General features: G+C 41.6%; 22 protein-coding genes. 7 read left to right on the plus strand and 15 right to left on the minus strand.

Annotated features, from left to right (window positions below):
- Nucleotides 1-60: 60 nt before the first annotated feature.
- From ccsA to QWZ08_RS24130, 3 genes are all read left to right on the plus strand, one after another.
- Complete coding sequence (gene ccsA, locus QWZ08_RS24120; RefSeq protein ID WP_290340179.1) at nt 61-738, plus strand: cytochrome c biogenesis protein CcsA; 678 nt, start codon at nt 61-63, stop codon at nt 736-738.
- Entirely contained in the window at nt 728-946 is a 219-nt protein-coding gene (locus QWZ08_RS24125) for a CcmD family protein (protein ID WP_290340180.1), read from the plus strand. Before ccsA ends, QWZ08_RS24125 begins: the two co-directional genes overlap by 11 nt.
- A gap of 264 nt (nt 947-1,210) precedes the next feature.
- Nucleotides 1,211-2,632 carry a Glu/Leu/Phe/Val family dehydrogenase gene (locus QWZ08_RS24130; RefSeq protein ID WP_290340181.1) on the plus strand — a complete coding sequence of 474 codons (1,422 nt, stop codon included), beginning with the start codon at nt 1,211-1,213 and terminating at the stop codon, nt 2,630-2,632.
- A 70-nt stretch (nt 2,633-2,702) separates the two neighbouring features.
- Here QWZ08_RS24130 and QWZ08_RS24135 read toward each other — a convergent pair whose 3' ends face one another.
- Together QWZ08_RS24135 and QWZ08_RS24140 are read right to left on the minus strand one after the other, a co-directional pair.
- Nucleotides 2,703-2,996 carry a chaperone modulator CbpM gene (locus QWZ08_RS24135; protein WP_290340182.1) on the minus strand — a complete coding sequence of 98 codons (294 nt, stop codon included), beginning with the start codon at nt 2,994-2,996 and terminating at the stop codon, nt 2,703-2,705.
- A 7-nt stretch (nt 2,997-3,003) separates the two neighbouring features.
- The gene (locus QWZ08_RS24140) at nt 3,004-3,885 is read right to left on the minus strand and encodes a DnaJ C-terminal domain-containing protein (RefSeq protein ID WP_290340183.1); all 882 of its coding nucleotides are present in this window, start codon (nt 3,883-3,885) and stop codon (nt 3,004-3,006) included.
- Between the two features lie 245 nt (nt 3,886-4,130).
- Here QWZ08_RS24140 and QWZ08_RS24145 point away from each other — a divergent pair, with 245 nt between their 5' ends.
- Entirely contained in the window at nt 4,131-4,979 is an 849-nt protein-coding gene (locus tag QWZ08_RS24145; RefSeq protein WP_290340184.1) for a DUF6263 family protein, read from the plus strand.
- Nucleotides 4,980-5,029: 50 nt separating this feature from the next.
- Here QWZ08_RS24145 and QWZ08_RS24150 read toward each other — a convergent pair whose 3' ends face one another.
- From QWZ08_RS24150 to QWZ08_RS24185, 8 genes are all read right to left on the minus strand, one after another.
- Nucleotides 5,030-5,794, minus strand: a complete 765-nt coding sequence (locus QWZ08_RS24150; protein WP_290340185.1) for a DUF1223 domain-containing protein — start codon at nt 5,792-5,794, stop codon at nt 5,030-5,032.
- Nucleotides 5,795-5,826: 32 nt separating this feature from the next.
- Complete coding sequence (locus tag QWZ08_RS24155; protein ID WP_290340186.1) at nt 5,827-7,065, minus strand: MFS transporter; 1,239 nt, start codon at nt 7,063-7,065, stop codon at nt 5,827-5,829.
- Nucleotides 7,066-7,209: 144 nt separating this feature from the next.
- Nucleotides 7,210-7,635 carry an acyl-CoA thioesterase gene (locus QWZ08_RS24160; protein WP_290340187.1) on the minus strand — a complete coding sequence of 142 codons (426 nt, stop codon included), beginning with the start codon at nt 7,633-7,635 and terminating at the stop codon, nt 7,210-7,212.
- Between the two features lie 269 nt (nt 7,636-7,904).
- Nucleotides 7,905-9,725, minus strand: a complete 1,821-nt coding sequence (locus QWZ08_RS24165) for a DUF4139 domain-containing protein (protein WP_290340188.1) — start codon at nt 9,723-9,725, stop codon at nt 7,905-7,907.
- Between the two features lie 174 nt (nt 9,726-9,899).
- The gene (locus tag QWZ08_RS24170) at nt 9,900-11,813 is read right to left on the minus strand and encodes an SPFH domain-containing protein (RefSeq protein WP_290340189.1); all 1,914 of its coding nucleotides are present in this window, start codon (nt 11,811-11,813) and stop codon (nt 9,900-9,902) included.
- Between the two features lie 491 nt (nt 11,814-12,304).
- Nucleotides 12,305-12,982, minus strand: coding sequence for an SGNH/GDSL hydrolase family protein (locus QWZ08_RS24175; RefSeq protein ID WP_290340190.1), 678 nt, complete (start codon nt 12,980-12,982; stop codon nt 12,305-12,307).
- 158 nt (nt 12,983-13,140) lie between these two features.
- A complete protein-coding gene (gene glgP, locus QWZ08_RS24180; protein WP_290340191.1) occupies nt 13,141-14,793 on the minus strand; it encodes an alpha-glucan family phosphorylase in 1,653 nt (550 codons plus the stop codon).
- Nucleotides 14,794-15,207: 414 nt separating this feature from the next.
- Nucleotides 15,208-15,588 (minus strand): RidA family protein, encoded by a 381-nt coding sequence (locus QWZ08_RS24185; protein ID WP_290340192.1) that lies wholly within the window; start codon nt 15,586-15,588, stop codon nt 15,208-15,210.
- Nucleotides 15,589-15,699: 111 nt separating this feature from the next.
- Between QWZ08_RS24185 and QWZ08_RS24190 the strand changes: the two genes are divergently transcribed.
- Both QWZ08_RS24190 and QWZ08_RS24195 read left to right on the plus strand, forming a co-directional pair.
- The gene (locus QWZ08_RS24190; RefSeq protein ID WP_290340194.1) at nt 15,700-16,359 is read left to right on the plus strand and encodes a metal-dependent transcriptional regulator; all 660 of its coding nucleotides are present in this window, start codon (nt 15,700-15,702) and stop codon (nt 16,357-16,359) included.
- Nucleotides 16,352-18,232, plus strand: a complete 1,881-nt coding sequence (locus QWZ08_RS24195; protein ID WP_290340195.1) for an Nramp family divalent metal transporter — start codon at nt 16,352-16,354, stop codon at nt 18,230-18,232. Before QWZ08_RS24190 ends, QWZ08_RS24195 begins: the two co-directional genes overlap by 8 nt.
- Before the next feature lie 164 nt (nt 18,233-18,396).
- Here QWZ08_RS24195 and QWZ08_RS24200 read toward each other — a convergent pair whose 3' ends face one another.
- From QWZ08_RS24200 to QWZ08_RS24220, 5 genes are all read right to left on the minus strand, one after another.
- On the minus strand, nt 18,397-19,353 hold the full coding sequence (locus QWZ08_RS24200) for a glycoside hydrolase family 5 protein (RefSeq protein WP_290340196.1): 957 nt from the start codon (nt 19,351-19,353) through the stop codon (nt 18,397-18,399).
- A gap of 122 nt (nt 19,354-19,475) precedes the next feature.
- Nucleotides 19,476-20,075 (minus strand): SGNH/GDSL hydrolase family protein, encoded by a 600-nt coding sequence (locus QWZ08_RS24205; protein WP_290340197.1) that lies wholly within the window; start codon nt 20,073-20,075, stop codon nt 19,476-19,478.
- A 114-nt stretch (nt 20,076-20,189) separates the two neighbouring features.
- On the minus strand, nt 20,190-21,383 hold the full coding sequence (locus QWZ08_RS24210; protein WP_290340198.1) for an AGE family epimerase/isomerase: 1,194 nt from the start codon (nt 21,381-21,383) through the stop codon (nt 20,190-20,192).
- 93 nt (nt 21,384-21,476) lie between these two features.
- Nucleotides 21,477-22,685 (minus strand): glycoside hydrolase family 130 protein, encoded by a 1,209-nt coding sequence (locus QWZ08_RS24215; protein ID WP_290340199.1) that lies wholly within the window; start codon nt 22,683-22,685, stop codon nt 21,477-21,479.
- Between the two features lie 86 nt (nt 22,686-22,771).
- Nucleotides 22,772-23,896 (minus strand): glycoside hydrolase family 26 protein, encoded by a 1,125-nt coding sequence (locus tag QWZ08_RS24220; protein WP_290340200.1) that lies wholly within the window; start codon nt 23,894-23,896, stop codon nt 22,772-22,774.
- A 319-nt stretch (nt 23,897-24,215) separates the two neighbouring features.
- On the opposite strand from QWZ08_RS24220, the gene QWZ08_RS24225 reads away from it, so the two are divergent.
- Nucleotides 24,216-25,094: an AraC family transcriptional regulator gene (locus tag QWZ08_RS24225; RefSeq protein ID WP_290340201.1), complete on the plus strand. Its 879-nt coding sequence runs from the start codon at nt 24,216-24,218 to the stop codon at nt 25,092-25,094.
- Nucleotides 25,095-25,106: the final 12 nt, after the last annotated feature.

Consider the following 25,106-nt stretch of genomic DNA (forward strand, 5'->3'; position numbering starts at 1 on the left):
TAAAAATTATCACCCAATAAAGGCAGCTTTCCCCTAAATTTGCCTTCTTATTATTTAAAAATGCGTAAAAGCTGGTGGAAGATATTAGCGGTAGTATTATTGATTTACACTTTTACCGCTGGATTTTTAATACATATACCCCATATCGGTAATTTAAAGGAAACTGCCCGTAATCTTTTTTTTCATGTTCCCATGTGGTTTGGTCAAATTACCCTGCTCAGTATTTCCCTGGTATACTCCATTTTATATTTACGTACGCCTGATTTAAAGTATGATATTTTTGCAGTATGCTTCGCTAAAACCGGTATTTTAATGGGCATATTAGGATTGGTTACCGGATCCATTTGGGCCACTTACACCTGGGGATCGCCCTGGAGCAACGACCCCAAACAAATTGGCGTTGCCATTGCCCTGCTGATTTATTTTGCCTACCTGGTGCTGAGAAATGCAGTACCTGATATTGACAAACGGGCTAAAGTAAGTGCGGTCTACAACATCTTTGCCTACTTTATTTACATTCCCTTAATAATGATTTTACCGAGAATGGTGGAGTCTTTACATCCCGGCGGCAAGGGTGTTGAAGGCAACCCCGGTTTAAACGGTGCAGATCTTGATGCCAATATGCAACTGGTATTTCTGCCGGCAGTAATTGGCTGGACTTTACTGGGCGCCTGGATCAGCACTTTAAATATCAGGATTGAATTAATCAGAGATAAAAATTTACTCAATGCGGAATAAAATTTATTACCTGTTGCTAAGCGTACCAGCACTTTTGTTTAGTTCAAATCTGTTTGCCCAGATGAGTGATAATGAGCAAACAGGGATGCGTAGTAATGGAAAAATTTATGTAGTGCTTGCTGTTTGCATAACCATACTGGCCGGGCTGCTTTTATACGTTGTAAGTATAGACAGGAAGATAGGCAAAATTGAAAAAGAAAACGGGTAGCAACTGCCTGCCCCATTATTGTGTTTACTGATTTTAAGCCTTCCTAAATTAGTCCACTTCCTTTGCAATAAATTTAATACAACAGAGTTATTTATAATACAGTTTCGAGCTGATTACTTATGTATCAGATTAAAAAATACTTTCAACAGTAAGCTGGTTGTGAAATCTTTTTACAATCAACCCCAAGCACCACACAGGAAAACTTCAATAGCTGCCTGCCAGTTGCTATGATTTATTTACGATTGCATCATTTAAACAAAAATTATGTCAGCACAAACAACGTACAGTTTTTTCGAAAGCGTAGAAAAAAGCTTTGATAAAGCAGCCTTATTTACCAAGTGGGATAATGGCATTTTAGAACAGATTAAAGCCTGTAACAGTGTGTACAGGATGAATTTCCCCATCAAACGGGATGACGGCAGTATTGAAGTGGTAGAAGCCTACCGCGTACAGCATAGCCAGCATAAATCTCCTTGCAAAGGCGGTATCCGCTTTAGCCATGCAGTAAACCAGGATGAGGTAATGGCGCTGGCCGCATTGATGACGTATAAATGCGCCATCGTTAACGTACCCTTCGGCGGTGCGAAAGGTGGTATAAAAATCAGCCCGCGGAATTACAGTGTATATGAACTGGAAAAGATTACCCGGCGGTACACTTCTGAGCTGGTAAAGAAAAACTTTATCGGTCCTGGTATAGATGTGCCGGCGCCTGACTATGGTACAGGAGAAAGAGAAATGTCATGGATTGTTGATACCTATCAATCACTCAAACCCGGCGAAATAGATGCCGCTGGTTGCGTAACCGGTAAACCTATTACACAAGGTGGAGTTCGCGGTCGTAAAGAAGCAACCGGACTGGGCGTTTTTTATGGAGTGAGGGAAGTATGCAATATGCCTGATGTAATGAAAAGGTTGGGACTAACGGTGGGTGTTGCCGGAAAAAAAGTAGTAGTACAGGGGCTTGGAAATGTAGGCTATCATTCTGCTAAATTTTTCAGGGAAAATGGTGCCATCATAATTGCCATTGCGGAACATGACGGAGCTGTATATAATGCAAATGGAATAAATGAAGAAGACTTGTTGCAGTTTAGAATCAAAACTGGTTCTGTTGTTAATTTCCCCGGCGCAACTATGCTGGCCCAAACTTCGGATGCGTTGGAACTGGAATGTGATATCCTGATTCCTGCAGCACTGGAAAATGTAATTAACGGAGATAACGCCCCCAGGATAAAAGCAAAAATTATAGGTGAAGCGGCCAATGGTCCCTGCACACCTGAAGCAGATGAAATATTTATAGAAAAAGGGATTTTATGCGTACCGGATATGTATCTGAATGCAGGTGGTGTAACGGTAAGTTATTTTGAGTGGTTGAAAAACCTGAGCCATGTACGCTATGGCCGCCTGGAGAAGCGTTTTACAGAAAATTTAAATGCGCGGATACTGGCGCAGATTGAAGAGTTAAAAGGCGAACCGGTTGTTGACAAAGAAAGACAGATTATTATGCATGGCGCTGAAGAAATAGACCTTGTACACAGCGGCCTGGAAGAAACCATGATCAATGCCACAAGGGAGATTATGGATATCTGGCACAGCAACCCAGGCATACCCGACATGCGCACAGCCGCCTACGTTAGCGCCATCAATAAAGTGGCCATTACTTATACAGAACTAGGCATTTTCCCATAACAACAGATTATACTTTAAAAAAAATCCCTTCCTGTAGTAGAAGGGATTTTTTTTATTCAGCAATTAAAAATCAACCTTCATACAGGCTTAACCGCTTGTTTAATTCTGCAATTTGCCGCTGCATATCATTCATGCGCTGCAACAGGTAAGTAATGGTTTCTATGCCTTCCAGGTTGATATCCATCTCGTGATATAACCTTACCATTTTTTCCAGTTGCGGCAATTCATTCTCCTCTACAAATATTCTTTCTTCCTGTACAACTACGGTTATTAAACCTGATTGCTGCAAAGATTCAATAAACGATAATTCTATATTATGGTAAATACAAAATTCAGTGGCTGCTATCAATTGTGAGGTTGGCATACGATGATTATTTAAGCTTGGATAATTCAGTGAACAATTCCTTTTGCTTTTCTGTAAGATTGGTGGGTAATTTTATATCGTAGGTAACATACAAATCACCAAACTCACCTTCTTTTTTATACACAGGAAAACCTTTTCCCTTTAGCCGGATCTTGGTGCCATACTGGGTTTCAGGATTCACTTTTAATTTCACTTTTCCTTTCAGTGTATCAATAGTGGTTTCGCCGCCGAGCATCGCTGTATATAAATCAATTTCAGCGTGTGTATACAAGTCGTTACCCATTCGCTTAAAGCCGTGGTGCGGCGCAATTACAAAAGTGATAAACAAATCACCTGCAGGACCGCCGTTCACTCCAGGGGCGCCATGTCCTTTTAATTTAATTACCTGCCCGTTTTCTACACCGGCCGGAATGGTGATGCGAATATTTTTTCCATTTACCGCCAGGGTTTGCTGGTGTGTTTCCATAGCTTCTGTTAAGCCAAGATGTAATTCGGCATTGTAATCCTGCCCCCTGAATTTTGTTTGCCTGCTGCGGCCGGATCCTCCAAACATAGATTCAAAAAAACTTGAAAAATCTCCCTCATCGCCGCCGCCAAACTGGCTGCCGCCGGAAGAAAATGGTGATTGCCGTTGCGAGTGGCGTTGTTGTTCAAACTGGTCCGCATGCTGCCAGTCTTTTCCGTACTGATCGTATTTTTTTCTTTTCTCAGGATCACTCAGCACTTCATTGGCTTCATTCACCTGTTGAAATTTTTTGTGGGCATCCTTATCGTTGGGATTCAGATCAGGATGTAATTTTCTCGCCAGTTTACGATACGCCTTTTTAATGTCATCTTCCGTTGCCTTTTTATCAACGCCCAGAATGCTATAATAATCTACAAATTCCATAACCTTGTTTTTACGCTTACTACAAAGGTAATACCCAATAATTTTGTTTTCGTTTTTTTATAAAGTGTAAACCTTCTTACCTGTGTTAGGTGTGTTATTGCTAAACAATTAAGGCTGCAGGATGTTTATTTAACTTTAACAAACAATATTGGTCTATCCTAAATAAGCCAATTTGCAAAATCATCTGCAAACAAAATGGATATCTCTTAATTGTAATTAAATTTGCAGACCAAAAAGTAATCAACATGAAAAGAATTGTAGTAGTTTTTTTATCCGTTTGCTGTGTAAATGCATTTGCACAGGCTCCGTCTGGAAAAATTGTTGTCAAGAAAGGACAGCATTATATTGTGGAATCCAGCTCTGACGGAAGTGTAAACCAGGAAATGATGGGCCAGAGCATGGAAATGAAAATTGGCAGTGCCACTAAATTAAGTGCCGACATAAAAGATGTAAAAAGCAATGGCTATGTCATTACACAAAAGCTAACTTACCTCAAATCTACTTTCAGTGGTATGGGACAGGAAAAAACTTTTGACAGTGACAAAAAAGAAGATATGGATGGAGAAGCCGGCGCCCTCTATAAAGACAAATTAAATGTGCCAAAAGATGTTGAAATAACCAATGAAGGAAAGACAATAGCATCAGCCGACACAACAAAAAAAGATAGCACTGCTGATGCTAATCCTATGGCTGCTGTTATGGAAATGATGGGCGGCGGCCAGGATAATATTACCGGCATTTTGTTTTTGGTAATCCCTTCAGGCAAGAAATCAGGTGAAAGCTGGAAAGATAGTACAGCGGGTGAAGGAATGAAACTGGTAAGGACTTACACTCTGAACTCTGTTGCCAATAAAGTAGCTGCGGTTACAGTTAACAGTGTGCTGGATATAAATAAAACCATGCAGATGCAGGGTATGGATATGAATGCAGTTATGACAAGTAAAATTGTATCTGCCGTTACAGTAGATATGGCAAGCAATGTGCAGAAAGAAAATAAGAGTACCATGGACCTGACCGGAACAATTGATGTAATGGGTCAGTCTGTGCCAATTACTGCAAAGGCAACTTCGGTTAGCCTTGTAAAAATGCAGTAAAATAATAACTACAACAAGCCTTAACCGTTGCTTTACCGGCAACGGTTTTTTTATAACTTGACTCTGGCAGCCCCGGTTATTGCCAAATTATCTTTTTGTTGAATCAATAAAACAACACTGAATTTATCTTTCTCAAAAGAGGACGGTAAGGCTAAGGTGCAGGTTCCCGCTGGTTTTGCCGGCATTGATTGCATACTTCTAACTACGTTATAGCTTGTAAGCATTGCGCCATTATTTTCCCCGGCTTTAATTTTAGTATTGGCTTTAGTTTGCACTAACAAGGCCAGTACATCAGCCTTGCTAACGTTACCGGTTATATTATACCCGATAACAATTGCATCCTTTTTAATTTCCGTGCTATTGACAACAATCGTTGCGGAAGGTTTATGGAGAAGCGCCATCTTGACGGCAGCTTCAACTTTGTTTACTTCGCTGCCCACCATTTCTGTGACACCATTTATTACCAGTTGAGGAGTATAAACAGAACTATTTACAATTTGGCTGGCATAGGTACGTTGCCGTTGCGAAAATGCGGCGTCGCTGAAAGAATCTTTCCAGCCGAGCCGGTTCCAGTAATCGACATGAAATGAAAGTGGAATGATGTTCGGATTGTTTTGTGCCGCATATTTGCCGAGTAACTCATCTGCGGGAGGACAGCTGCTGCAACCCTGTGATGTAAATAATTCCATTATTGCAAAACCATGAACAGTGTCCGTCGTAGCGCCCTTTTCAGGAGATTTTTTAGCAGAACAGCAACTCAGGCTGCCGGCAATAAATGCCATTATAACTACGGATCCAAATACCAATTTTTTCATACTCTTTTTTTTAAGTACGCAGTAATCCCCCGCTAGGTTGCGGAAAATCTTTTATTAACATTCTGTTTGTACAGGTAATGATAACCGGCAGCGCCAACAAAACTGATTACTGCTATTGCGCACCATAAAGTAAAAAAACCTGTCAACTGCACTATCTGTGTTCCGCTGCTGCTGCCTATTACTTGTGCCAGGCTCCAGGCCATGGTATACAAGGCCGCATATTGCCCACGGTTGCCTTCGCTGCTGCGACCAATATAATAGCTGTTCATAAAAGGCATCGCCGTCATTTCCGACAAAGTGATAAAAAACATAAACACCAGCGCAACAATGAAGCCATGTGCAAAGGGGATATTCAACAATAAAAAGGAGAAAGCCATGATCAATGTTCCGTACGACATCAGTACAAGGTAAGGCTTTCTGCCCTCCAGTTTAAAAACGATTATCATTTCAACAAGTGCTATCAGCAGCCCGTTCATTGCCATCACAACGCCGATCAAAAATTCATTCAACTGCAGGCCTTCTTTAAAATACAAAGGTACAGTTGTAAAGAGTTGAAAAAAGCAAACAGCAAACAACACCTGCAGGCATAAAAATAACAGGAATGGTTTATCCTGGTAGGGAGATACCGCGGGTGTACCAACAGCCTTTTTTTCTTTTGATTGCTGCAACTGCTTTTGCTGCACCAGGGTAATTCTTGGCAGAATAGCCAGTAATAAAAACGCAGCAATGATATTGGTTGCACCATCTACCCAAAACAATAAATGGTAGTTGATGGACGCCAGCAAACCACCCAATGCGCTGCCAATTCCCCAGCCAATATTAATGGCCAGTCTTATGAGTGAAAATGATTGGGTCCGGCTCTCGGGCGCACTGTAAAAAGCGATGGCGGTTGCATTGGCAGGTCTGAAGGCTTCGTTGACCATACTTAAAAAAAATGTACAGATACAAATGGCCGCATAAGACTGCATCAGCCCAAGCACAATAAATAATATACCACCGCAAAGCAGGGATAAAAACTGCGTGTAATAAAATCCAAACCGATCACTGATTTTACCGCCTGCAAAAGCGCCCACTAAAGAGCCAATTCCATAGATCGCCACTACCCATCCGCCCTGCTGCATGGTGTAGCCGATGTGATGGCAATACAGGGTCATAAAGGCCAGCACCATTGTCCCGCTGCGGTTGATCAGCATCACCAGCGCCAGCAGCCACATTTTGCGGGCAATGCCAGCATAGGCGTTTTTGTATAAATTGATGGTGGTGTTAAGCATTTAGTATTAGTAATAAAGATACTTTTTTGCTTCCGGATAAATTGTCCGGTCATGTATTTGATGAATGGGTTAAAGCAAAAGCCAAAGCAGCTTCGCATATTACAGTTCGCAAACGCAGTAAATTACCGGGCAAATTTCATTGGTTTATTCGCCGGTATCATTTGAAATAACGCTGAACAAATCTTTGAAAGCCTGTGGCGGAACTGTTAGTTTGCGGTGCACCGTATCCATCCAGGCACCATCAAGCGTTATAACGGCACTCAGGGTGTTTTCGTTTTTCCATATTTCATGCACCATTGTCCAGCGGGAGAAATCGTCATTTGACTTTGCCAGTTTAAGATTGATTTTAACCTGGTCGCCGAATTTTATTTCTTTTCTAAACACACATTCTTCCCTGAAAATAACCGGACCAATATGTGCATTCCTCAACACTTGCGGCGTAATGCCATTTTCATTCATAAACGAAACGCGGCTATACGCTCCAAAATCATAATAGGCCGAATGACGTAAATGAAAGTTAGGATCCAGATCACTCCACCGTATTTCTACCTGCTTAAAATAATCACTCATAATTTTTTCTTTGGATAACAAATGTAAATTAAAATAAGGCAGCGTCATTACCCTCCAAAGGAGGGTTCTTAGAACTTACGAATATGTGGTGCTTACCCTGATTGGAAAAGTCTTACAACCCCTGACTGATGTACCAGCCAATCTAAAAATAAATTAAAAGGCACTCTGGAAATTCAGAGCGCCTTTATGCCCGCGAAATCGGGTCATTTTTTTATGGAGAAACCTATCGCCGATGAATGTTCCAGGAACCCTCCGTTGGAGGCTCCCTGTTATAGGTTTAATAATTTGTCTTTGGGATATTTAACACTGTAGCTCATGCGTACCTTTTTGCTTTCCCCGGCAGCCAATTGCAGTTTCCAGTTTAGTACTCCTGTTTCGGTATTCACTGCAGCACCATCGCTTTCAACCAATTCTACCTCTATCTCTTTATTTTGAGATAACGGGTATTGATCTTTCAGCAAAATATTAATGGCTTCTTTTTTATTATTTTTCACTGTGATTTCATACGTAAATGTTTGTTTTTTGTTAGCGCCCAAAAATTTCACGCTGCTAAAGTCCATTAACTTTTCTCTTTTCACCACTACCCTTTTATCCCGGCCCATGGTAAGGTTCAGCGTATCCTGTGTAGAAGAAGGATCAATAAAGGACTTGCCGATGTAGGTGCCTTCAAAAATAATATTAGCTTCACCCGGCATCAGGTTCAGCTTTTCCCAGTCAGTAATTTGCGCCAGTAAAAAAACTTCCTTATCCAGTTTGGGGACTGCATAAAACTGGTATGTTGCGGGCACTTCATATTCTTTTAAAACCGCTGTTTGCGCCTTACCGTTGGTGGGCACATCGTATGGCAAATCAATATCGAAAATTACATTTAATTCTTTATCAGATACGGTGATGTAATCATCCAGACCGTCTTTAAAAGTAATTACTATTACACCATTACTTGCACGGGTACCATATAAATTAATTGCCGCAGCATCCTTTAATACTTCAATATTTTTAACTGCATTTGCATTGATTTTACTAAAGTCGGTCGCAGACATTTCGCTGCCATTTACAATATACAACGGTGCAGTATCCGATGTTATACTATTAAGCCCTCTTACTTTAATTTTACTTGCAAAACCTGTTGCCTCCACTTCATTTAATGACAGGCCGGGCACTCTTCCAGCCAAACCTGTTATGGTATTTTCCATGGCAAGCGTATTATTATAAAAGTTTACCGGATTGATATAACTCAAAAACCAGGTTTTAAATAATGGCGCATTGCCTGTTTGTGTTGGTGTTGAAGTAGATAAACTCAACTTCACTTGTTTCCAGTCGATACCCGTTGTTTGAAATATTTTAGCCCGGTAAACTATTTTTAGCGGAGAAGCAATATTTGCTGCACGAAGATCGTAAAATGGCGTCCAGTAAGCATTTTGCGTTACGTACGAAATATTAAAATCATATTTTCCGGCAATGGCACAGCTCAATTGCAAAATCAATTTACCGGCAGATTTGGTATTTCTATTTTGCTCTTCGGCGATTTGTTCGTTCAGCTTTTTTAATTGTTTATCCTGCTTTACCTGCTGTTGATTTAAGGCTGCCAGTTCATTCTGCAATTCACCCGATTTTGTTTTGTAATACTCCATCAGTTTCATCAGTTCGGCCACACTTAATCCTGTTTGTGTTCCTTTAATTTCTTTATTGGCCTTTAAAACACTGATCAAATCATTTACAATATTAAGGGAAGACCTGGTTTTATCCAGTTCGCGGCTGATCTTCTCAACCGAATCCTCCAGCAGCCGGACAGTAGGACTTTTCACTTCTTCTTTTAAATAATCGGTGCTAAACTCAATGCCCATCACCGTTACATTGCCATCGCAATTTACCTGTATACTGTTAGGGTCAAGCGCATTGCTGATATTTTCAATTACCAGTTCGTTGTTGCCGGCCGCCAGCTGGGCTTTTGCCTGGTGGGTAAGTTCTGCACCAGTGCGGTATACGGTTACTGCATTGAGTGCGGCTTTAACGGTATTGCCACCACCATTTTTTGCTGTTGCAAAATGAATGCATACAAGAGCAATTAATACAAGACTTATCTTTTTCATGCTGATCTGTTTTTGAACAGATGCTGTCTTCAATTGAAATACATAAACATGAATTTTAAAAATTTGTGCATAGACAATTTTATTTAACCGAGCACTTCATCCTCTTGTATACAATTGACAAAAAAAATCCTTCTCCAAAAATGGAGAAGGATTGTACATGCTTATGATGTCTTTTTAATTCTGCTGCTCCGCATCTTTTTTCTTCGCAATTTCTTCCAGCAGTTTTAAACCCAACAAACCACTGATCGGACCGTTGGCGCCATCACCTCCCCCGCCAATTAAAATGTCAGGCATAATTTTTATGTTTTGTGCACCGATGGCTTCCATCACTTTTAACTGCGTAAAATTATTGCCGCCCATCGCTTCCACTGAAAGCTTGTAAGACTCTGCATTTGATTTACCAATGGCAAGAATTCTTTCAGCTTCAGCGTTACCGGTGAGGCTGATTTGTTCAGCGTTTGCTTTTGCCAGCAATTCAATCTGCTCAGCATTTGCTTTCGCTAATACGCGGATTTTTTCTGCATCACCATTTGCCAACAACCTTAACCTGTCCGCTTCTGCGGTAGATTGTAAACGAACACTGTTTGCTTCACCTGTCGCTTTTTTAACGGAGGCATCTGCAATACGCTCTGCAATCAACACGCCCTGGTCGGCTTTTACAATTTCCTTTTGTATGTCGGCAATCGCTGTTTCTTTTTCCAGCGTTTGTCGTGTTTCCTGCGCCTTCATTTCTGTTTCGTAGGTTACTTTTTGTTCTTCCGCTATTTTACGATCGGTTAATGTTTTCATTAAACTTTCGGGAGGAACGATATCACCTATCAGTGTGTCCACACCGTTTACGTTGTATTGATCCAGCACTTTACCAATGTGCATCCTGGCGGATTCCTGGCGTTCCTTACGGGTTCCTAAGAACGCAATTACATCACTGTCCTGTGCACTGTTACGAAAGTAGTTGCCAATGGTTGGTTCCAACACCTGGCTCACCAGGTTGTTCATGTTACCGAAACGTGCAATTACCTTGGGCGCCTCTGTTGTAGGTATGTGTATAATTTGCGACACGTCCAGGTTAAAAGGGAAACCATCTTTACTACGTACGGTAATGGTAGATAAATGTTTATCCAGCTGATGACTTTCACTTCTTGCATTGGCCCAGTTTAATACCAGGTTGGTAGTGGGCACCAGTTCAACTTTCATAATAAAAGGATTGATGGGATATTTTCCGGGTCCCAAAGGTTCTGCCCAAACACCTTTGCTTCCTTTGGCCACGATGTTGCCATGCTTGAATTCTATACCACTCAGGTCAACGCCTTCGCCCCCCACATAACTGATCACCACGCCTACATGCCCAATGGCAATTTCCGTCATGCTCACCATTTCAACTTTTGTAAACCAGGGATTTAAAAAATAAGTACCGGCCAGTATCACCTGCTCCTGCAAGCCTTTATAACCGCCATTGTTCATAAAAATATCAACGTCCTGGAATTTATTATGGCCTTCAATGATCTTTCCCGCAATCTGCCCTTCTTCCAGCGGTTTACCTTCTTGTGTTGTAACAACGCCCACAGCATTGTCGGGAATGCTGGTCATGTCCGTCATTTCAACACTGAACAAAAAAGTGTTGATACGGTAGGAACCGGGCGCTATAATGGCTGTCTGCCTTCCTTTGCGGCCACCGTTTTTTAAAAAGGCTACTGCATCCTGGTAGCTGTCGCAGTTTACCTTTCGACCCAAAATGCTGCCTGTTTCCAGTTCGGCACCGTCCTTAGCCAGTATTAAACCAAGCTGACCTGTTGGAATGATGATGAATGGCTGAAAAGTAATATCGTACTGCCATATCCATTTGCCGAAATACATACCGGGTGGTAATGTTTGCGCCTGGAAACCTGCTTCACCATCAGTGGCTACGATGCGGCCTTCAGGTAATTGTTGTTTGCCAAACAGTACAAATTTTTTGGTTACGAGACCAATCCTGTCTTCGGGCACAATTACAACGCCTGCAAATACACGTAGAATAAATTTGTATAAAATCAATACAAGTAGAGGGATACCAATGATCAATCCCCATTTGATGAGTTCATGCGTTTCCATGTTAATGTTGGTTTAGGTTTTAGTGAAATATTAGTGGTAAGGAACAGATTGCAGGTGTTAGGCAAGGCAATGAGTTTTGATTGCTAAAGCTATTCAATTCGCTTAAAATGACGGTTTATTTTTTGCCAGTCATGTGTGCTGCTGTAAAGCTTCATTGGCGTCGCACGCTTTTACAACAGTTCATTATTGTACAATAATTTGTAAGCGCCTGCCTTGAAGAAAAAGCCGCAATGGTTAAACCGTCAAAAAAAATCGTGAAGAACAATTGTTCGGTAGCCTCTCGCCTTAAGCATTTTGCTTTAAGCTTTATGCCTTGTATCCGGGCGGAGGTGTGTTGAAGTTGTTAAGAATAAAATCTTTTAAGAAGTAGATTACCTTATCAGAATCGGGTTTCATTGTTTAGTTATTACGGATGTAAAGATTGTACAAACTATACATCCGTAAAAGCGGAACAGGGATGAGCGGTAACTTCGTTTACACAACAGCATCATTTATTGTAGCGCCGCTTTTATGACCGGTACCAATGCCTGTGCCCAAACAGTATATTCAGCGCCGGAAGGGTGCAGCCCATCCGCTGCAATAAGTGATGGATCATTTGCAGCCAGCCTTGTAAAGCCGGTAACATCCACGTATTGAACGCCAGCCTGCTGGGCGATACTTCTGTTCACCGCATTAAATTCATCTATTTCTTTTGCGATGAGCGCAGTATCACTACGGCTTGCAAAAGGCGTAACGCTATAATCAGGAATGGACAACACGATTACCCTGTTTTTACGATTGCCTGCATATTGTATGGCCCGGTTTAGCAGTAGTAAAAATTCCCTTCCATACTCATCTTTAGGCCGGTTTTGGTATTGGTTATTCACACCAATCAACAAGGTCACGATATCATACACAGGCCTCGGTGGATCTGTTTCAGCAAGAAAACCCAGTAAATTTCCTGTAGTCCAGCCTGATACAGCGATTATATCAGGTTGTGTACATTCTATTTTTTCCTGATTTAGCAATTTTGCCGTTTGAACGGGGAAACGGTCGGCGGCGTTAACAGATTGACCGATAGTATATGAATCGCCCAGTGCAAGAAATGAAACCTGGGAGGAATCATTTACTACGACGGGTACTGTGGCAACGAGGGTATCCGGTTTTACTTCGCCTTTCCATTGTTGCATGTGCTGCGGTTTGGTACACGATAAGAGTGCATATAAAATCCAGCAATATAGCAGCCCCGATTTATACATACGCAAATTAACGGATTTAAACCCTAAAAGGTTCGCCGTGAGCACAAAAAAAGCCTCTTTGCAGAGGCTTTTGAATCATTTTTACGTGCTTATTTATACAGAATCTTATAATACTCATCTGCCATACGGTTACTGTCAAATTGCACTTGTACGTCATTCATGCCATTCTTTACAATGTCTCTCCAGGTATCTTTCTGATCGTAGTACAAAGGAAGAATCTGATTTTCAAGTATATCGTACAATTGGTTCAGATCATATTCGTCCTGCTCCTGCACATGAATATTTTCATAATCAATCGGGGGCACCACAAAACCATTGTTGCCGTTGTGAATAAATTCGCAAATCCAGCCGTCGTTGGTACTAAAATTTACCGCCCCGTTCATAGCAGCCGTCATGCCGCTTGTACCGCTGGCTTCCCTCGGCACCCTGGGGTTGTTTAGCCAAACATCTGCCGCCTGTTTTAACCTTTTACTTAAAGCCAATTCATAACCCACACAAACAGCCACATTTTTATATTGCTTGCTTAAATGTACCAGGTGGTTAAAATCGTTTATGGCAGGATAATCCAGCGGGTATGGTTTACCAGCCCAGATAATCTGCACCGGATGTTTGGTATTTTTTAATAAAGCTTCAAAGCGTTTATGATCACGTGTTAATAATTCGGCTCTTTTGTAACCTGCAAAGCGGCGGGCCCAAACAATAGTCAGTACATCCGGGTCCATTAGCTTGCCCGTTTGATCTGCCACAATATCCATGGCTCTTTTTTTCAAAAACCGTTTACGGTCATCAAACCAAACATCGTTGCCTTCGGATTTGGCTTTATACATTTGTTTGTCTGCCCAGTAAGTCCAGTTTTGTGCATTGGTTATAGCCTTAATTTCGCAAATACCTTCATACTTACCCCACATTTTACGACTTACTTCGCCATGCAGCTGTGATACACCATTGGCCAGTTTCGCAAATCGCAATGCAGCGAGTGAATGATTAAACTGGTCGTCTTTAATGCCGGTTAGCCTTCGTACTTCTTCTAAAGGCATGCCGCAGAAATAACTCATTTTCTGGCAAAGAAATATATCATGCTTTTCATTGCCCGCTTCTTCAGGCGTATGGGTTGTAAATACAAGTCGCTTGCGCACATCTTCCAAGTTGCCAAATTTTCTATACAGGTAAAAAGCGGCACTGATAGCATGGGCTTCATTTAAATGATACAGTTCAGGATTGAAATTGATTTCATCCATCAGCTTGGCACCTCCAACACCCAGTAAGATAAACTGGGCTACCTTGGTGGCCACATTACCGTCATACAAACGATGGGTAATGGTTTGGCTAACATAATCATTCTCTGGTAAGTCGGTGCTCAATAAAAACATTGGCGCACTCTTAAATGTCTCCGGATTCAGGTACCATACTTTTACCCAAACCGGGTGATCGTGAATGTTAATCTGAAACTTGATGCCGGTATCTTCTAAAAAATTGTAGATCTTTTCATTCCATTGCACCTGCAATGTCTGGTCAGCATTACGGGCCTGGTCGTAGTAGCCATATTTCCATAAAATACCTATGCCGACCAAATTCTGTTTTAATTCATATGCACTGCGCATATGAGAGCCGGATAAAAACCCAAGGCCGCCGCTGTAAATTTTTAAGGGCTGATGCACTGCAAACTCCATGGAAAAGTAAGCGATTCTTTTGCTGTAATTGTCGTCGACTGGATAAGGGACTTTGTAATTATTAAAACTCATAATAACAGGTAAAATTTTTAGGACCGCAAGATAATTGGATATTTCCAGAAAAACGCCCGTTGCGAAACAAATATTGTGTACAAAATACATATATCCGCTGCCTTAAAAATAAAACTACAGCGGCGTAAAATACAGTCTACACAATACTTTTATAATGTTAGAATTGCACAGAACGGCTACTCCTGTTATGTTTCATGCCACCGGAAACGTTTGCAGTCAATCGCCGTCGATACCAGTGCGAATAGTCAGGCTAGACAATCATAGCATGCCGTGGATAACTTAACCGGCAGAACGTTTTGAAATGAAAAGAGGAAACACTCATATCAACTCAATGGCCCGCGATTAAAATGTAACCATGTCTTACGTAAAACAAAATCAACTTTTGTGTCGTGCATGTGGCACCGGTAGCCACGGTTATGGAATTATGGCAGTTACTTCAATTTCTATCAGCAGATCACTATTGATCAATGCTTTTACTTCAACCATCGTTGCCACTGGTTTTATAGCGGCAAAAAATTCTCCGTGCGCTCTACCTATCAATTCCCAGTCATTTATATTGGTTACAAACATCCGGGTACGCACTACATCGTTTAATGAACTGCCAAGATCCTGCAAAGCTTGTTCTATCTTTTGAAAAATAAATACTGTTTGCGCATATACATCGCCTTCGCCCACGAGTGTATCGCCGTCCATGGCAGTTGTACCTGCTACCTCGATGATATTACCAACTTTAACTGCCCTTGAATAGCCAACAATGTCTTCCCAGGGCGAACCTGAACCAATTTGTTTCCGCATATTTTAAAAATTGAATTACAAGATACAAAACCGGGTAATCCCGCCGAATTTAAAATTGTTGGAAATGCCATTCATTTTTTTTAGATTTACCTAAATTTAAATTTAGCCTCTATGAATTTTTCTGTTTCAGAAGAAAACTATATCAAAAGCATTTATCACCTGCAGCAGCAAACGGCTACTGTAACCACCAATTCGCTGGCCAATGAATTGCGTACCAAACCGGCTTCCGTTACGGACATGCTGAAGAAGCTGCAAACCAAACAACTGGTGGAATACGAAAAATACCGGGGCTTTAAACTGAATGCTACGGGCAACAAAATAGCCCTTGGTATTGTACGCCGGCACCGATTGTGGGAATTTTTCCTGGTGAACAAACTGGGTTTTGAATGGGATAAAGTACATGCCATTGCCGAAGAACTGGAACATGTAAGCAGCATGGAACTGATCAAAAAGCTGGATGCCTTTTTAAACTTTCCGCAAACAGATCCGCATGGCGACCCGATACCGGATACCAATGGCAAAATCACGGTGATAAAGCAATTGAGCCTGGCAGATATTGCGGTAAAAAAAAATGTAGTAGTAAGTTCCGTAAGCAACCAAAGCCCTGAAATGCTGGAAATGCTGAAGCACTACCATATCGGCATCGGCACCAGTTTAAAAGTAAACAAACATTTCACCTTTGATGGCTCGGTAGAAATTAAAGTTGTTCAGCAAAACCCCTGCGTCATCAGCGAGCAGGTGGCCAAAAACATATTTGTGCACCATGACTAATTTTTCTCACACAGACACTTCCCTCAGCGAAGTGCACCAAAGTATTGATACCACTACCGGTAAAAAGACAGGCTTCCGCAAAATCCTGTCTTTCCTCGGGCCGGCCTACCTTATCAGTGTCGGCTATATGGACCCCGGCAACTGGGCTACCGATCTTGCAGGTGGCAGTAAGTTTGGTTATACGCTGATCTGGGTATTATTGATGAGTAACCTGATGGCCCTCCTGTTACAGGGCCTTTCTGCAAGGTTGGGCATTGTTCGCGGCCGCGACCTGGCACAGGCTAACAGGGAAGCTTATCCGAAAGCGGTTAATTTTATTCTATACATTTTTGCAGAAATTGCCATCGCCGCCTGCGACCTTGCAGAGGTGCTTGGTATGGCCATCGGTATACAACTGTTGACCGGTTTGCCGCTTGTATGGGGTGTATCTATTACTGTACTGGATACGTTCCTCCTGCTATTTTTACAACGCCTCGGCATGCGGAAGATGGAGGCATTTATCATTACGCTGGTGGCAATAGTAGCCATCTCTTTTTTGATTGAAATTATTTTTGCAAAGCCTGACCTGGGAGAAGTAGCGCTTGGTTTTATACCACATACCCTGTCAGACGAAGCACTTTATATTGCAATTGGTATCATCGGTGCTACGGTAATGCCGCATAATTTATACCTGCACTCTGCATTGGTACAAACCAGAAAAATTGACCGCACAGATGCAGGCATAAAACAAGCGCTTAAATTTAACCGCATCGATACCACCATTGCATTAAACCTTGCATTTTTTGTAAATGCTGCTATACTTGTTTTGGCGGCCACCGTGTTTTTTAAAACAGGCAATTCGCACGTGGCAGAAATAAAAGAAGCCCATCGCTTACTGCCAGGTTTTTTAGGCAACCTGGCACCCAAAATATTTGCCATCGCCCTCATCGCCGCCGGCCAAAGCAGTACAGTTACCGGTACCCTTGCCGGCCAGATTATTATGGAAGGCTATTTAAGCCTAAGGGTCAATCCCTGGGTACGCCGTTTGATTACCCGGCTGCTGGCCATTATACCAGCCCTGCTGGTCATTATTATTTATGGCGAAGACAATGCTGATGGACTACTCATTTTCAGCCAGGTTATTTTAAGCATTCAATTAGGCTTTGCCATTATTCCGTTGATTCATTTTGTGAGTGATAAAAAAACAATGGGTAATTTTTCTATCAATACCATTACAAAAATTGCTGCATGGGCCATCGCTGCGATACTGGTTTTTTTAAATTTAAAAATGATTATCAACGAGGCTTCCGGCGTTTTTTTAACCGGCAGTTTAATTGCTAAATCAGCCCTTTCGCTTGCTGGCTTATTGTTCACTTTTCTATTGCTGTACATTATCATTTTCCCCTGGCTTGATAAAAGAAAAAAGAAAGCATCCATACAAATGCATGCTGATATCAATACGATTAAAGAACTGGTTATACCTCAATTTAGCCGCATCGCCATCGCTCTTGATTTTAGTGAAAACGATGAAAAACTACTTGCCTTTGCTTTGGGCCAGGGAAAGCAACAAACCAGGTATGTGCTGGTGCATATTGTTGAAAGCGCCTCGGCAAAACTGTTGGGTAAAGAAAGTGATGACTACGAAACACGCAAGGATCAGGAACGAATGGATTTTTATGTGGACTATTTAAAAAACCTGGGCCACACTGCGGAAGGTTATCTAGGTTTTAGAAACCGGTCCAAAGAAATTGTACGGATTGTAAAAGACATCAATGCGGATATGCTGGTTGTGGGAGCTCACGGCCATACCGGTTTAAAAGATTTTATTTATGGCGAAACGGTCAATACAGTCCGGCACGAATTAAAAATACCCGTATTGATTGTGAATGTTTAGAACCGTCTCATAATAGAAGTATAAAATTTAAGCTATTTTTTTGGCCGGGCTAAGAAGCTTTGTGGTACATCATCGGCGTCGCACTCTTGTACATCATACATTATTGACCCTTGGGCTTCACCAGGCGGGCCATCCAAAAAATGGTGGCTCACCTCTGTTGGGTGTTATTTTTTCCCTGCCTTGCTTCGCAACAACTCCCGTGTTTTAATGCCCGACTCTTTGAGGTCATCTGTTTTCCAGTTGCCAAAATCAGATGCACTTTTATTGAGTACTGAACAGGTTTCATCTTTATCCGAAACTGACCAGGTGATCCAGCTTAATTTTCTTGCATCCATCCATTTGATCCATTTATTCCATTCATCATAATCAATCGGGCCATTGCCTGTAGCCTGCATGCCTGCTGATTCTGAAACAAAAATGGGCAGGCCTTTTGCAATTGCCGCATCTGCCTTATCGCGTAAAATTTGCTTGTGCGTACCTGCATAAAAATGCAATGAATACATCAGGTTTTTGAAGCCTGCGATAGGGTCCTCTGCAGGCAGATTAACGTCCTGATCCCAATGCGGACTGCCAACCAAAATAACATTGTTGCTGTCAATGGCACGTATGGCAGTAATCAATTCGGTGGAATATTTTTTTACCTCCGGCCATGTTTCATAGTCGGGCTCGTTGAACAGTTCATAAATAATGTTGGGATACTTGCCGTAAGTGGTTGCCATTTCTTTAAAAAATTCATTGGCTTCCTTTTGATTGATGTTATGGCTGTGCCAGTCGATGATAACATATACACCATCAATGATTGCCTGGTCAACCACTGTCTTAATCAGTTTTTTTTGAGTGGCTGAATCCTTCAAATAACCCTTATCAGGCTCAACACCCAGTGCTGCACGTACTACACTGCACTTCCAGTCTTTGTATAACCACCTTACAGCAGAAGCGGTATAAAACCGCGGATGAAAACAGCTCCAGCCAAAACTCATGCCGTTCAATACTACCGGCTGGTTGTTTTGATCTACCAGTTGCGTGCCTTCTACTTTTAACTGGCCGTGTATTTTGACAGGCTGCGCAACAACGCGGGTAATGCTGATTAAAAAGATAATTGCAATGGATAGTCGTTTCATAATTTGATGTCTGATTTTTTGATGTCTGATGTCTTTCGAGACGAAGCTGCTTTATTAGTTTGTTATCTCCTTCTATTCGTGATACCTGAATTTTTAATTTTGATTTTTTACTTGGTTTTTCATTAACCCAAACCCACTGGCATCAAAATTTTAAACATCTCCTCCGCCACCAGCTGATTGCCTTTATCATTTAAATGCACGCCGTCAGTCGTTAATATCCCAGCGGTTTTGTTTTTTGAATTATATGATCGCTCATAATTTTTAAAAGCAGAACGCAAATCTACCAGCGGACACTTAAGTTGTTTTGCCAAATTGGTCACTACTGCTGAATATGCATCCAGGTCTGCATCCTGGGTATTTTTTTTCGGCTTTTCCCCAATCACCGAAGTTGTACAAAGGACAACACGGATGTTTTTTGACTGCAATTTTTTTATAATGGCCCGGTAAAATTCCTCAAATTTTTCAATCTCTGTTCCTACACCTGCCATCTTATGCCACACATCGTTGATCCCAACATAAATAACGACAATATCCGGATTGAAATCAATTACATCAGCCTCAAGCCGAAGATACAAATCGTAGACTTTGTTACCGTTGATTCCAGCACCAATCAATTCAACCGCATTCCCGCCTTTATTAATTTTATTTTGCAACAGGTCAATATAGCCTTTGTTCAGTGTACCTGCTTTTGTTATAGAATCACCGAAGAATATTATTTTCATTTCCCAGATTTAAGGCTGCAGCTAACAAGTTTTAGCGAATACAATTCTAATCCCCCGCAACTGCCTTTAAAAGTAATCTTTTATCATAAACAGCTGACGATATTCATCACAAAATTACAGGTCCGTATTTATTCTTTTAAACAATTCCATGCAGGCCCGGCTGTTATGATACGGGCATTTCCATAAACCTACTTTATCCTCTTGCTGCATCGGCTGATTGTGCTCATCCAACCCCCAAATCCATTCGCCATTTGTCGCCTTAATTGACTTTTTTATAAACTCCCAGCTGTCAACAGAGTGCTGTAAATACTGCTGGTTTCCGGTAATCTGCCAGGTGTTGTAAAAACCAATCATCGCTTCTGCCTGCGGCCACCAATGCTTTTGCTTTACCAGGTGATCGCCGTCTTTTTCATACCACATTCCTCCATCTGTATCAAGGCCCTCAATGGCCGCATTGGCTAAGTTAACAGCGATTTCTTTTAAATCTTCTATCAATGATGCATCTCCTGTTACTGCCGCAGCTTCCAGTAATAACCAGGCGGCTTCAATATCATGTCCGTAAGAAATAATATGACTCTTTACCTGCCAGGTTTCATTAAAAAATAAATTGAGGTGCCAGGTATTTTTATCAATAATGTGACTTGTGAAATTATTAATCAATAGTACAATGCTGCGGTGTAGTTTTTCATCTGGCCAGATGCGGTATAAATTGGTATACGCTTCCAATATATGCAGGTGCGTATTCATGGTCTTTTTTTCGTTGGCATCCTTGCTGCTCAAACGCAAGTCACCAATTGGTTGCCAGTCACGGGTAAAGGCTTCCAGGTAACCGGTTTGATGGCTATCAAAACTATACTGCTCTATTAGATGATACAGCCCTATGGCCCTTCTTTTAGCATCTTCCAGTTGCGTACTTTGGTAATATTCACTGTAAGCATATAATAAAAAAGCAATGGCATACACCTGCTTTTTTGTATCAGCCGGTTCGCCTTTAAAATTGACAGACCAAAAAGTACCGCCTGCTGCTGTATCAATAAAATATTGATTGATGTATTTATACGCACGGTGTGCCAGCGGGAGGTATTGCACATTGCCTGTACAATTGTATGCAGCAGCGAATGACCATAAAATTCTCGCATTTAATACAGCGCCCCTGGGTGCTGTTTCATCTATGGTATTGGCATGATCAATTTTTCCATAAAAGCCGCCATACTTTTCATCCGGAGTGTATTGCATCCAATACTTTAAAATCTCACTTAATTCCTTTTGCAGTTCGCTGCTGTATCGTTGCAGCAAGTGGGTCATCATCGTATGAAATGTATTTTAGAAGAAATGTCAGCAACACAAAATTATTTACTGAAGCAGCATTGCTGAACACCTGCAACTGCCTTTACTAAAAAATTATTCCGCAACTTGCAAATGCAGTTTACCATCTGATTTAACAGCTTTATTGGCGTCAATAATCTTATTGATCAGACTTACCGAGGCTGCTGAACACCAGCCATCCGGCGATGTATGGGTAACATAATCCACCAGCTGTTCAACAGTAGATGTGGCCACATGCATCCTGCTGTCTGAAGAAGCATAGTATATAAAAACAGTTCCGTTTTCGTCTGCAATCCAGCCATTGCTGAACACTACATTGCTCACATCACCTGTGCGCTCATCGCCTTCCGGCGCTAAAAAATAACCGCCCGGTTTGTAGATTACTTTGGTGATATCATGTAAGTCGGTCATAAACATGTACAACGTGTAACGCAGTCCGGCTGCGGTATTGCGTACACCATGCGCCAGGTGCAGCCAGCCGCTGCTGGTTTTAATCGGCGCCGGTCCAAGCCCGTTTTTCATTTCAAAAATTGAATGGTATACCCGGGGATCGATCACCGTTTCTTTTTTGATTACAGCATTGGTGATATCCGGTGCCAGGCCAAAACCTATACCACCACCCTCACCTGCCTCAATAAAACTATCCTGTGGTCTTGTGTAAAAGGCGTATTGCCCCTGCACAAATTCAGGATGCAACACTACATTTCTTTGCTGCGCAGAAGGTGTTATCAGATCGGGCAAACGGTCCCATTTCAGGAGGTCTTTTGTACGGGCAATGCCGCATTGTGCAATAGCCGCAGACTGATCACCGGGTGCAGCGTTGGGATCCTTTCTTTCTGTACAAAAGAGACCATAAATCCAGCCGTCTTCATGTGCAATAAGGCGCATATCATAAATGTTTGTATCCGGCACGGCCGTTTCCGGCATATTAACAGGATATTCCCAAAACGTAAAATTATCAATGCCATTGGCGCTTTCTGCAACCGCAAAAAATGATTTCCTGTCCGCACCTTCTACTCTTGCTATCAATACATATTTCCCGTTCCATTTGATGGCACCGGCGTTAAAAGTGGCGTTAATACCAAAGCGTTCCATCAGGTAAGGATTAGTAGTTGCATTTAAATCGTACCGCCAAAAAACAGGTGTATGGGCTGCAGAGAGTATTGTATTTTCGTAGCGATCGAATACCCCGTTGCCCCCTGTAAGTTTTGTGTTAGGTTTTGTTAGCAACAGTTGGTGGGCCTGCAATAACTGTTGTAGTCTGGTATTAAATTGGCGGTGCATATGGCTTTATTGAACAATATCAGGTTGCGAAATATGGTTGAATTGTTTATAATGAGTAAATGATTTATTCAATGAAACCGGGGTTGCTACTGTTGATATAGTTTGTTCTTTCTCGCCTTGTTTTCAAAAATGAACTGGTTCATCAAAGCCAACCGTTTAAAATCAGTGGCCGATAACTGGCCTTTGTAAGGCACATAAAACTCTGTTTCCTCCGCTGACTTTTGTCCAGCATTTCTCCAGGCCAATGCATAGGCGATGGCATGATTTTTCGTTGCCCTGGCAAAAACATTCGTCCACCATGTTGCATCGGGAACGGCATTGTATCCAAACTCAGTAAGCGCCGGAATTTTAGTTTTGGCGGCCGCTATTTTTTCAAGCATAGTCAAACTCCTGCCTGTTTCAGCAATAAACCGGTCATTCGCTACAATGTCACCTTTCTGATAAATATCAAAGCCGATCACGTCAACAAAATCGTCCCCCGGGTATCGTTCAAGGTATTCCTCTTCCGTTGCAAAACGGTCTGTATTATAAGCGTACAGCAGGTTGTGTACATTTTTTTTATCGCGTAAATAGGTCTCTGTAAAACGGTACAATTGTTTCAGTTGATCCGGCGTACAATGGCTTTTACCCCACCAAAACCAGCTGCCATTCAGTTCGTGAAACGGGCGAAATATCACGGGAATTAATTCTCCTTTTGGCCCTTTCAAATCCAGCATAAAAGCGGCTACTTTATCCAGCCATGTTGTATACAATTCATTTTTTTCGCCACCAGGTAAAATGGCTGCAACAGTGCCGGGTGCAGGATCCCAGGCCGTTTTACCGGTTAATGGATTGTTTACATGCCAGCTGATGGTTATTACACTACCCTTTTTATAGGCCTCTTTTATGTACCCTTTCATTTTCTCAAATGGCACCCCATCTAAATTTACGGGTGCATCCAATTCAAGCCTTCCGAGTTCCCATCCGTACACTGCAGGGTATTGTCCTGAACTTTCCTTTACATCGCTACGGCCTGGCTGGTATTTCCATCCTACACCATATGCCAGGTCATCCTGGTGGCCAAACATAATGCCGTTGTTTTTTTGCTTTTGTAAATTGACAAACAACAGTTTTGCTTCTTTGGTTGCCTGCTTATCTGCTGTTTGGGCAAACACTGATAACCTTAACAACACTGCGCCAGCTAAACAAAAACAAACAATACCTTTTTTCAAAACGACGATTTTAGCAGGTGATAAGTAAAAGATAACAAGTCCATTAAAAATGCCGGGATAAATTTTTGTAAATGGGTTGAATACCGATGGCAACAAAATTAATGAGAATACTTGCCTGTTTGCTAATACTATCTTATCTTATCATTGATTTAATTTGATTTGAGGTAAACTTTTACGACAAAGTCTTTCCTCTTTTAAAATAGTTTTATTGGTATAAATTGGGTTGATTTGGCAAAAAAAGCGCTGGTACTATTTTAGTTATTATTTTGTATTTTCACTTAGCTGTAAACGATTTTCCATTAAAGTTGTCATATAAAAAATGCATAAAAATATAGTTAGAGAAATTACACCTTTAACGCAAAATGACTGCTTCACTATTTTTAGCAGGGTAAAAAAAGAGTTTAATTTTCCACTTCACTATCACGAGGAATTTGAACTGAACCTCATCATCAACGCGAAGGGTGCCAAACGGATCGTGGGTGATCACATTGAGCTGATTGACGACGTTGAGCTGGTATTGGTTGGCCCTAACTTATCGCACGCCTGGTTTACTGCCCAGTGCGAAAGCACCGACATAAAGGAAGTGACCATACAGTTTCACAAAGATCTTTTTGACGAAAAATTCCTTCGCCGCAACCAGTTAAGTTTCATCCGTAAACTGTTTGATCAATCGGCCAAAGGCATTTTATTTTCCAAAGAAACAGCGAATGCCATTGCGCCCCGGATAGTTTCGCTGCACCAAAAAAGTGGTTTTGATTCTGTGATGTCGCTGATTAACATCCTGCATGATCTTTCCACCTCGCGTAATATCAGAACCCTGTCGGAAGCCACATTCAATAACGAGTTTCAGTTTAACTTCAACAGCCGCCGCATTGAAAAGGCTTTTGAGTACATGAATAAAAATTACGACAAACCAATCACGCTCGGCGATATTGCGAGACTGGTAAATATGACGGATGTTTCCTTCAGCCGGTTTATAAAAAAGCGCACTGGCATTACGTTTATCGACAGCTTAAATGAAATCAGGCTGGGCCATGCCAGCCGTATTTTGATCGACACCACCAACTCTATCGCCGAAGTAAGTTACAGTTGCGGTTTTAATAATATCTCCAATTTTAATCGTTTATTTAAAAAGAAAAAAAACTGTACACCAAAAGAATTCAGGGAAAATTTTTCGGGCACAAGGACATTTTTTTAGTAGCCATTTGAA

This window comes from Ferruginibacter paludis (assembly GCF_030409685.1).
In the GTDB taxonomy this organism is placed as follows: domain Bacteria; phylum Bacteroidota; class Bacteroidia; order Chitinophagales; family Chitinophagaceae; genus Ferruginibacter; species Ferruginibacter paludis.

Excerpts from the sequence above, each read along its gene's own strand:
- ccsA (WP_290340179.1), top strand. The coding sequence starts at position 61 with ATGCGTAAAAGCTGGTGGAAGATATTAGCGGTAGTATTATTGATTTAC.
- QWZ08_RS24125 (WP_290340180.1), top strand. The coding sequence starts at position 728 with ATGCGGAATAAAATTTATTACCTGTTGCTAAGCGTACCAGCACTTTTG.
- QWZ08_RS24130 (WP_290340181.1), top strand. The coding sequence starts at position 1,211 with ATGTCAGCACAAACAACGTACAGTTTTTTCGAAAGCGTAGAAAAAAGC.
- QWZ08_RS24135 (WP_290340182.1), bottom strand. The coding sequence starts at position 2,996 with ATGCCAACCTCACAATTGATAGCAGCCACTGAATTTTGTATTTACCAT.
- QWZ08_RS24140 (WP_290340183.1), bottom strand. The coding sequence starts at position 3,885 with ATGGAATTTGTAGATTATTATAGCATTCTGGGCGTTGATAAAAAGGCA.
- QWZ08_RS24145 (WP_290340184.1), top strand. The coding sequence starts at position 4,131 with ATGAAAAGAATTGTAGTAGTTTTTTTATCCGTTTGCTGTGTAAATGCA.
- QWZ08_RS24150 (WP_290340185.1), bottom strand. The coding sequence starts at position 5,794 with ATGAAAAAATTGGTATTTGGATCCGTAGTTATAATGGCATTTATTGCC.
- QWZ08_RS24155 (WP_290340186.1), bottom strand. The coding sequence starts at position 7,065 with ATGCTTAACACCACCATCAATTTATACAAAAACGCCTATGCTGGCATT.
- QWZ08_RS24160 (WP_290340187.1), bottom strand. The coding sequence starts at position 7,635 with ATGAGTGATTATTTTAAGCAGGTAGAAATACGGTGGAGTGATCTGGAT.
- QWZ08_RS24165 (WP_290340188.1), bottom strand. The coding sequence starts at position 9,725 with ATGAAAAAGATAAGTCTTGTATTAATTGCTCTTGTATGCATTCATTTT.
- QWZ08_RS24170 (WP_290340189.1), bottom strand. The coding sequence starts at position 11,813 with ATGGAAACGCATGAACTCATCAAATGGGGATTGATCATTGGTATCCCT.
- QWZ08_RS24175 (WP_290340190.1), bottom strand. The coding sequence starts at position 12,982 with ATGCAACAATGGAAAGGCGAAGTAAAACCGGATACCCTCGTTGCCACA.
- glgP (WP_290340191.1), bottom strand. The coding sequence starts at position 14,793 with ATGAGTTTTAATAATTACAAAGTCCCTTATCCAGTCGACGACAATTAC.
- QWZ08_RS24185 (WP_290340192.1), bottom strand. The coding sequence starts at position 15,588 with ATGCGGAAACAAATTGGTTCAGGTTCGCCCTGGGAAGACATTGTTGGC.
- QWZ08_RS24190 (WP_290340194.1), top strand. The coding sequence starts at position 15,700 with ATGAATTTTTCTGTTTCAGAAGAAAACTATATCAAAAGCATTTATCAC.
- QWZ08_RS24195 (WP_290340195.1), top strand. The coding sequence starts at position 16,352 with ATGACTAATTTTTCTCACACAGACACTTCCCTCAGCGAAGTGCACCAA.
- QWZ08_RS24200 (WP_290340196.1), bottom strand. The coding sequence starts at position 19,353 with ATGAAACGACTATCCATTGCAATTATCTTTTTAATCAGCATTACCCGC.
- QWZ08_RS24205 (WP_290340197.1), bottom strand. The coding sequence starts at position 20,075 with ATGAAAATAATATTCTTCGGTGATTCTATAACAAAAGCAGGTACACTG.
- QWZ08_RS24210 (WP_290340198.1), bottom strand. The coding sequence starts at position 21,383 with ATGATGACCCACTTGCTGCAACGATACAGCAGCGAACTGCAAAAGGAA.
- QWZ08_RS24215 (WP_290340199.1), bottom strand. The coding sequence starts at position 22,685 with ATGCACCGCCAATTTAATACCAGACTACAACAGTTATTGCAGGCCCAC.
- QWZ08_RS24225 (WP_290340201.1), top strand. The coding sequence starts at position 24,216 with ATGCATAAAAATATAGTTAGAGAAATTACACCTTTAACGCAAAATGAC.